Raw genomic sequence first — 6,123 nt, forward strand, 5'->3', positions numbered from 1 at the left:
CACGACGATTTTGAGCAGCTGTTAACGATTCGTCATACTGTGAGTAACCTACACCTTCTACTGTTTTGAATTGAGAAGGCTGAACACCACAAGATTGCAGGTAATTTTCTACCGCATAAGCACGGTTGTTCGAAACCTTCTGATTGGCTTCCTGCGTACCTACCTTATCGGTATGTCCGATGATTGCAATATCTAAAGTCGGATCGCTTTTCAACACACCGGCAAATTCACGCAAAGATTGTTTGGCGGCATTGCTTAATGTAGAAGAGTTGAATCCGAAAAGGATACCTGAGTCAAAAGTCACTTTTACAGCAGCCAATCCATTGTTGTCTGTGATTTGCTCTACTTGTGCACCTTCGATTTTGGCAGCTTCTTCTGCTTTCTTATCCATTTTCCGGCCAATCAATGCACCAGCAGTACCTCCGACGGCTGTACCGATAGCAGCACCGATAGCAGCGCCTTTACCCTTACCGGCGATACCACCGATAATTGCACCTAAAGCGGCACCTGAACCGCCACCGATCATTCCACCTTTAGCGGTATTGTTCATTGATCCACAACTTCCGAATACTAAAGCCATACTTAGGAAGAAGGCCATAAACTTAATCTTTTTCATACTTCTTATTAATTTATTAGTGATAAACTCTAAAACGAGGACAAAGATAAAAAAATATTTAGTTATGCCGTCGTTCCTTTCTCTCAAAAACAACTAACTATGCAATTTTGTTGATGGAAAGAACCTTTTTTCGTATAATAATGAACCACATCAGCAGGATTAATCCCTTAGCAATGGTTGTTACACTAACTGCCCACCAGATACCTTCTACTCCCATACCTAAACGGACGAAGAAAATGGCAAGTGGAATACGCATGTAATTACATGTGATACTGATGACGGCAGGCGGTACTGTTCTTCCGATACCATAAAACACGCCCTGCATGGTAATTTCAAGCATCATAAAAAGTTGGGAGTATCCGTCTATCCGAAGAAAGACGCCTCCTGCCTCATAAGCAGCCTGTTCCGGTACGAAGATGGCAAATACTTCATTTCCAAAGAAAATAAACAGGAGTGTGCAGAACGTACCGAATATTCCCGTCATCCATAAAGTGGTGTGCCATGCTTTTATAACTCTTTCCGTTCTTCCGGCTGCATAGTTCTGTGCTATGAAGGCGCTCAATGCTGTAGAAAATCCTTGTGAGGTATTCCATGTGATGGCTTCTATCTGCCCTCCGGTAGTAAAGGTCATCAATCCGATGTGCCCGCCTTGCTCCGAAGCCGTGCGGCACAGGAACATATTGACAAAAGCAAACAAAGTGTTGAGGGTAGCTACCGGAAGCCCCAATTTCAGAATACGGTGCGTATATCTTTTCTTTAGTTGAGTGAAAAAAGGAAAGCTACCTAAAAGTGCATCACGGAAACGTAATTGATATATAAAGATACTGCATACGGTTGCCTGGGAAATCCAGGTTGCATAGGCAGCTCCATTAGTTCCCAGTCCGAATCCGAAAATAAAAAGCGGATCGAGCACGATATTCAGTATTAATCCGGTCCCACTGATATAAAAAGGAACTTTGCTTCGTCCGGCAGCATTGTAGATACCGGTGAAAGCCGCCGAAAGAAAAACGAAAGGCATCGCTGTGGAAACTATCCGGAGATAAGTTACGGCATTGTCGGTAATATGCGGAGCGAGTTCGTAGATACGTATAATAGGGCCTGCCAATATAAACAACAATGCTCCCCAACATATGGATATAAGAAGTGCGATCGTGATATTGTGTGAAGCGAAGTGACGGGCGTCTTCCTGATTTTGCGCTCCGATGGATTGTCCGACACTAACTTCCGATCCCACCTTATTCAATAATGAAATAGAACCGGACATCCATGTAAGTATGCCTACCGAACCGATTGCTGCTACTGCTTCACTACCTAAACGCCCTACCCATGCCATGTCTGTCAGGCTATAGGCCATTTGGATGAAGGAGGTTGCCATAATAGGCATAGCCAGATTGAATAATTGACGGTTTATGGATCCGTGGGTTAAGTTTTTTATTCCTTGCATGGATGATTCTTTTGCTTGTCGTATGAAATGAGGCGCAAAGATATGAAAAACTATGCTCGGATATATCTATTCCTGCCGCGATTTTTTTCATTGATACCAAAGTATGGATACAATGTCTTTTTAATGGAATAATGTTTTCTTATGTAGAATGAAGTGCGTTGAAATATTCCGGTAATTGCAAGCTGTTTAAGTATTTTTAAATGGCCGGTCGGGCAAATCGTACTAAATATTTGGAAAATATGCTCTATTTTTGAAGCACAATAATGGAAATTAATGAAATACATCTCTATCTTATCTTATGCTTTTGCGTTTCTGTTTTTGTACAGTCAATTATCAATGGCAAAAGACGTTGCGAGTGACGATTCGTTGTATACAAGAGAATATATCTCGCAGATATACATAGCAGAACCGGAACGTGCATTGAAACTATTGGATGAAGCGGAAAATCGGGGAACCATGTTACCATACCTTATTAGCGATTTGCGTAGCATGGCTTATCGTAATATGTATATGAATAAACTGGCGTTTGATTATGCCCGGAAATCGTATGTCCTCGATTCTGTTTCACAAAATAATCCGGAACACTTGCTGCAAATGACGATAGCCTTAGCCGAACTTTCAAATCTGCTCAGTGAATATAAAGAAAGTATGAGGTATGCAATGCAGGGTATTGAATTTGCTCAAAGACAAAATGATATTAAGGCTGAAAGTAAATTACTTTTCTGTATCGGTGAAAATGAAAGGATGCTCTCTTTAAAAGAAAGAAGTTACGAACATTTTGATACGGCCATCCGGTTATTGCAAAATATTAAAGACAGGGAAGGGGCGGCCATGCTGTCGTATTTTTATGGGATAAAAATGGGGTATCTGCTTGATGACTCCCGCTATGATGAAGCTTTGGCGATAGGACTGCAACGGGAAAAACTGATTCATGCGATAGATTCGTTATATCAGACTCCGGAAGGGTATATTGACCGGCAATATGCTTATGTGTATTCAAAATTGGCATATATCTGCCATTTCAAAAAGCTATATATGGAGGCAGAGAAGTATTTTAACCGATATCTGTCTACCAAAGCTGCCTTGACACCGGACGGGCAATATGATGCGACTCCATATCTGTTACTGAATAAACAATACGCGAGAGTTATTGATATATGTGAAAATTTTAGGGCTGTATTACAACATCAGGATACTATAAACTTGCAGTATTTAAGTGTTTTGCAGAAACAAGTGAAGGCTTATCTCGGGTTGCATGACTTTAAAAAGGTGGCGGAATTGCGTGAGTCGATTTTGACAATAGTGGATAGTATGAACACTCGTGAAAAACAGAACGCAGCATTGGAATTGAGCACTGTCCATAAAATGAATGAAAAGGAAGAGTTTATTAAAGAGCAGGCTTTTCAATTGAAAGTCAGGAATATCTCGATTTTCTTTTTCACTTGCATTACAGTTCTGATTCTATTCATACTATGGCGAATGTGGCGTCATACCTGTATTATCAAATATAAAAATCAGACTTTGGTCAAACTTATCAATGAGCGGATTGCCGGCATTGATGAAAAAGAGAAAGTGACCGGGGATGGTAATCGCAATGTGGATATAAAAGAAGATAAAGTTTCATGTATTGTAAGTTCCGTTCAATCAACAGGTGATGTACAAAATGTATCAGATAATACAGAGGTGAATGAAGAAGAGCAAGAGAATAGAATATTATTCAATAAGTTGAATACAGTCATCATGCAGGAGAAATTATATCTTTCTTCAGAACTTGCCAGAGAAGATCTGGTGCCGTTAGTGCGAATGAATAATGCGCGTTTTGCCAAGATGATAAAAGAAAACACCGGAACTAATTTAAGCGGATATATCAATGATTTGCGAATCACCCATGCGATCAGGTTACTGAAAGAATATCCTAATTATACACTAAAGGCCATTGCCGAAGAATCCGGATTTAATAGTATGCCTACTTTTCATATCTTATTTAAAAAGAAAACCGGAATGACTCCGTTTGAATTTAAAAAAGCCCAAAACGAACTGGAATAATTGTTGACAGAATATTGCTGTCTTTTTATAGTTGCTGGATAATACATTTATAAAATAGCATCGGGAAATCAGCTCCCATTCCGTGGGGCGTTAATGTGCCCGAATACTTGAAAATGATATTTGTATGTCTTTGAATCTTATAAATATTCATTTATATTTCTTTGATTTATAACAGGTTAATATTTTTATTAATAACTTTAGAACAAATCTTAATATCTTATTTTAAATATTGTAGCCGCATTCATCTCAAATACACTTTCTTTACGTATAATATTGTATAATTACATTTGATGAATGTATGGACAAGAAGAAGAAAAGCCACAAAAAAGAATTTGACATAACAAGTGCCTTTTTAGCCAATATAAATCATGAAATCAGAACTCCCTTAAATGCGATCGTTGGATTTTCAGATCTGTTGGTGGATGCTGAAAATGAGGGTGAACGGAAAGAATACGTTCAGATTATCCGCGAAAACAATGATATACTCTTACGTTTGCTGTCTGATATTATCGATATTTCTCAAATAGATGCCGGAGAGCTTGATTTTGAAAAAGATGATGTGGAGATTTCTTCTGTATGTAAGGATATTGCATGTGTTATGTCTTTCAGATTGCCGGCTGGTGTTGAGTTGTCAGTGGAGAATGATTTACCGGAATGCCATATCGTGACTGACAGGAAAAGATTACATCAGGTTATCACAAATTTAGTAGCTAATGCCATTAAATTTACTCTTAGGGGAAATATCGTGATAGGATATATATTGAAGAATAAACACATCGAGTTTTATGTGACTGACACTGGGATCGGAGTTGAAAAAGAACAGCAAGAAAGGATCTTTGAACGTTTCGTTAAATTGGATGCTTTTTCACAAGGCGCCGGATTAGGGCTTTCTGTGTGTCAGGTTGTAGTAAAACAATTTGGTGGGGATATAGGCGTAGAGTCCGAACCGGGTAAGGGTTCGCGGTTTTGGTTTACACATCCTTATACCACTTGCTTGTAAAAGTGCTATTTATATTTTAAAGCAGATAATATGAATACTCTTTTGATTTTCTGCTGCCACAATGCCCGATCAAAGGTTTGGCAGAGAAAATATTCACTCTAATTCTTTTGCATGAATGTTAATTGTCTGCAATGCATTCAATATATCGGTTGAAGTCACTCCATGACATTCTATTCTTAAGATTTTTTCCCAATCTTCCAAGTCCACGTTCCATTTGTGTATTTGGGGAAATTGGATGAAAAGAGTTTGGATGAGCTTCATATCTTGCTTATCCTTTATGGAGGTTCGGAAAATCAGAATTTGTTTTTGCATATTGGGACATTTTTTGTTGTGAATCGTTTCGTTATCGGATGTTCTGTTTTCTGTTCAGGACGCGAAGATACATCAATAAAAGTTTCTATAAAATTATTTTCGACGAACGCCCTTATTGTTTATGACGAAATGTATGATCCGGGCGACCAATAGGGATATTACTTATGTGTAGTAGAATGGGTACTTTCGCATGCTGTCTACTATGCATATTGATAATTAATATAATCTTAACCGAAAATTACTTAAAGAGTGGTGATTATTGAGGTTTTATTTTTGCAATTGCTTTTAATTGGCAATTGTCTTTCCTATTTTTGCATAATTCACGACATATATGGATATGCAATATATATTTGTGCGAATATTTGTGCTAAAATTTGAGAACACATCACCAATCTATAGCTTTGGATGAAAATATTGAATACTTAACTGAGCGGATATGAGATTAAGCAGAATTATTTTGTGTATAATAGGGTATATAGTTTTAGATAATTTTCAGGCAGTTGTTTGGGGGCAGACAATCAGTGGTAAAATTACAGATGACAGCCAACAGCCGGTAGACGGTGCAACTATCGTGTTGCAAACGATGGATTCTATCTATGTAGGTGCATCCATATCCAATGCCGACGGCACATTTCTTTTAAATAGCCAGCCGGAGGAATATCGACTAATTATACAGCATCTTTTATATCAAACGAAACAGATAAC

At 38.3% G+C, this 6,123-nt stretch carries 6 protein-coding genes; 3 read left to right on the plus strand and 3 right to left on the minus strand.

From position 1 onward, the window contains the following. Window positions 1-616: OmpA family protein (locus QVP90_RS16680; protein WP_288204881.1), on the minus strand; the 616-nt coding region annotated here is incomplete at its 3' end. 97 nt (window positions 617-713) lie between these two features. Further along, window positions 714-2,060 carry an MATE family efflux transporter gene (locus tag QVP90_RS16685; protein WP_005932274.1) on the minus strand — a complete coding sequence of 449 codons (1,347 nt, stop codon included), beginning with the start codon at window positions 2,058-2,060 and terminating at the stop codon, window positions 714-716. A gap of 273 nt (window positions 2,061-2,333) precedes the next feature. On the opposite strand from QVP90_RS16685, the gene QVP90_RS16690 reads away from it, so the two are divergent. Together QVP90_RS16690 and QVP90_RS16695 are read left to right on the plus strand one after the other, a co-directional pair. Continuing rightward, complete coding sequence (locus QVP90_RS16690) at window positions 2,334-4,106, plus strand: helix-turn-helix domain-containing protein (protein ID WP_021937050.1); 1,773 nt, start codon at window positions 2,334-2,336, stop codon at window positions 4,104-4,106. A gap of 298 nt (window positions 4,107-4,404) precedes the next feature. Beyond that, window positions 4,405-5,106 (plus strand): sensor histidine kinase, encoded by a 702-nt coding sequence (locus QVP90_RS16695; protein ID WP_005932269.1) that lies wholly within the window; start codon window positions 4,405-4,407, stop codon window positions 5,104-5,106. Between the two features lie 93 nt (window positions 5,107-5,199). Here the strand turns inward: QVP90_RS16695 and QVP90_RS16700 are convergent, their stop codons facing one another. Next, window positions 5,200-5,418, minus strand: coding sequence for a hypothetical protein (locus tag QVP90_RS16700; RefSeq protein ID WP_005932265.1), 219 nt, complete (start codon window positions 5,416-5,418; stop codon window positions 5,200-5,202). Window positions 5,419-5,854: 436 nt separating this feature from the next. Here QVP90_RS16700 and QVP90_RS16705 point away from each other — a divergent pair. Further along, window positions 5,855-6,123 (plus strand): carboxypeptidase-like regulatory domain-containing protein (locus tag QVP90_RS16705; protein WP_288204884.1); only part of this gene is annotated, 269 nt, incomplete at its 3' end.

The organism is Bacteroides sp. CAG:189, from assembly GCF_000432295.1.
GTDB classification, from domain to species: domain Bacteria; phylum Bacteroidota; class Bacteroidia; order Bacteroidales; family Bacteroidaceae; genus Bacteroides; species Bacteroides salyersiae.

Bases quoted from the DNA above. Each gene is read 5' to 3' on its own strand.
- QVP90_RS16685 (WP_005932274.1), bottom strand. From the start codon at position 2,060: ATGCAAGGAATAAAAAACTTAACCCACGGATCCATAAACCGTCAATTA.
- QVP90_RS16695 (WP_005932269.1), top strand. From the start codon at position 4,405: ATGGACAAGAAGAAGAAAAGCCACAAAAAAGAATTTGACATAACAAGT.
- QVP90_RS16700 (WP_005932265.1), bottom strand. From the start codon at position 5,418: ATGCAAAAACAAATTCTGATTTTCCGAACCTCCATAAAGGATAAGCAA.
- QVP90_RS16690 (WP_021937050.1), top strand. From the start codon at position 2,334: ATGAAATACATCTCTATCTTATCTTATGCTTTTGCGTTTCTGTTTTTG.